This is a genomic window from Cupriavidus sp. UYPR2.512, assembly GCF_000379565.1.
Taxonomy (GTDB): Bacteria; Pseudomonadota; Gammaproteobacteria; order Burkholderiales; family Burkholderiaceae; genus Cupriavidus.
This window is the reverse complement of sequence record NZ_KB903046.1, coordinates 1-1,902: the sequence shown is the minus strand read 5'-3', so window position 1 is coordinate 1,902 and position 1,902 is coordinate 1. Positions and strand designations below refer to the sequence as shown.

Below are 1,902 nucleotides of genomic sequence, written 5' to 3'. Positions count from 1 at the left end.
CTCGCACTCACTCTCTCCACGCTGTGTCGCAGTGTGGGCATTGGAGACGCCGAATTCATATAAGTTCAATCAAGAACAGAACGCTACACTAGCGGGGTGGAAATAAGGTCCGATAACGCACCCTTTTATGGCGAGTTGCTGCGCACCGGCCTGCTGCTTTTTTGGGGCGCGGCCATAGGCCTCATCATTTAGACATCCGAACGGCTGCAATGGCACCAATGAGCGGCCTTTTGCATCAAAGGGATGGAAGCCGAAGCCGGACTCAATTGCCCGGTCCGCGAGGTGTTGCTCAGGCCGCATGGCCGCTGACAGGGACTTACGCCGGAGGCAATTGTAGCCAGCATTGTCGGACGACAGGCTCACCTCGAAGTCGGGGGTGATGATTCCAGCGACGGAAGGGAGCCAAGTAATCCCTCTATGCATTTGGCTGTCGGGGTTGTATCATAACTTCTCAACAATTTTGAGAATTCTCGACATTGATGAGAACCGACGAGAACCTCCCTGATCCTTGGCACTTTGCCCGCCCTGAACTGGCAGAGGCATATCTGCACGCATTTGACTTGAAGCTCTCCGCAGCGCGCGGCCTATTCGCGCGACGGCGCATGGGCAAGACCGAGTTCCTGCGGCGGGATCTGATGCCAGCGGCTGTTGCCAAGGGCTACCTGACAGCGTACACGAACCTCTGGGATAACCGTACCTCGCCTGAAACGGCCCTGGTGACCGCACTTTCTGAAGCGCTGGAACCCAAAGGAGCCGCTGCGCTTTTCTCCAAACTACGCACACCGGTTAAAAAGGTGAAGGCCAGTGCGAAGCTAGCTGGGGCGATAGAGGGGTCGTTGGAGGCCGAGCTAGGAAAGCCAGGCGTGGACAGGACTGCGGCACTCCATGAGGTATTAAAACAGATCGATCGCGCCAAGAGACCGCTCCTTCTGGTAATTGACGAAGCTCAGGTTCTGGCCGGGGCGGACCACGGCGATTTCGCCCACGCGCTCCGCGCAGCGCTAGATATCCGCAAAGATCGCGTCAAAGTTATCTTTGCCGGCAGCTCTGAGACCACCCTTCGCGCGATGTTCGCCCGGGCATCAGAGCCCTTCTACAACTGGGCGCCTCTGGAGCCTTTCCCGTTGTTAGGAGATGAATTCGTTGCCTTTACTATCGAGCTTCTGAACAGCATGGCTCGCCGGAAGCTGACACTCGAGCAGGGCAGGCGCGCCTTCGACGAACTTCATCGCACCCCGGAGTTCTTCAAGCGGTTCATCGAAAGGTACATGCTCTATCAACCGCAGGGCGACGCCGCCGCGCTGGCTTACACTAAGTCCTCGGTGTTCTCAGACGAGCATTCCCTTGCCCAGTGGCGCGAAATGAAACCTGCGGATCGTGCGATTTTGTACCTGCTGGCGCGAGGTGAGTCGGACTTGCACTCCAGTGCCACGTTGGGAAAGCTTGGCACCATGCTAGGTAAGCCCGCCACCCGGAACACAACGGGCCACGCCCTGCGACGGTTGCTGGGCGCGAACGTTATTACCCGACTGGCAATGGGAGACTACCGCATCGAAGATGAGGCATTTGCCGAATGGATTCGCAAACGCCCGGAGCCCGCGTCGGACTCTTGAGTACCGATGCCTCGTCGCGGCAGCGAGGCATCGATGCCGAGTGCTGGCACTAGAGGTTGATTCCACCATTTCCTCTCGAGCGCGCACAGCCGTGAGATCTGCCTGATCGCGCTCCTGATCTTGCGTCAAGCCCGCATATCACGTCTGGCACGAATTAGCGACCGGCTTGTGCCACGGTCCTGCCTGCATAATTTGACGCATGCTTATCCGGTTGTCTCCCAAGCCCTCTACCGATAGTATGTTGGTCATCTGTGCCACCCCGGGGCAACCATGGTTATTGACGTGCTTG

General features: G+C 57.9%; 1 protein-coding gene. It reads left to right on the top strand.

What is annotated here, in order from left to right:
* Positions 1 to 479: 479 nt before the first annotated feature.
* Positions 480 to 1,613: a hypothetical protein gene (locus tag A3A5_RS0119195; RefSeq protein ID WP_018312154.1), complete on the top strand. Its 1,134-nt coding sequence runs from the start codon at positions 480 to 482 to the stop codon at positions 1,611 to 1,613.
* Positions 1,614 to 1,902: the final 289 nt, after the last annotated feature.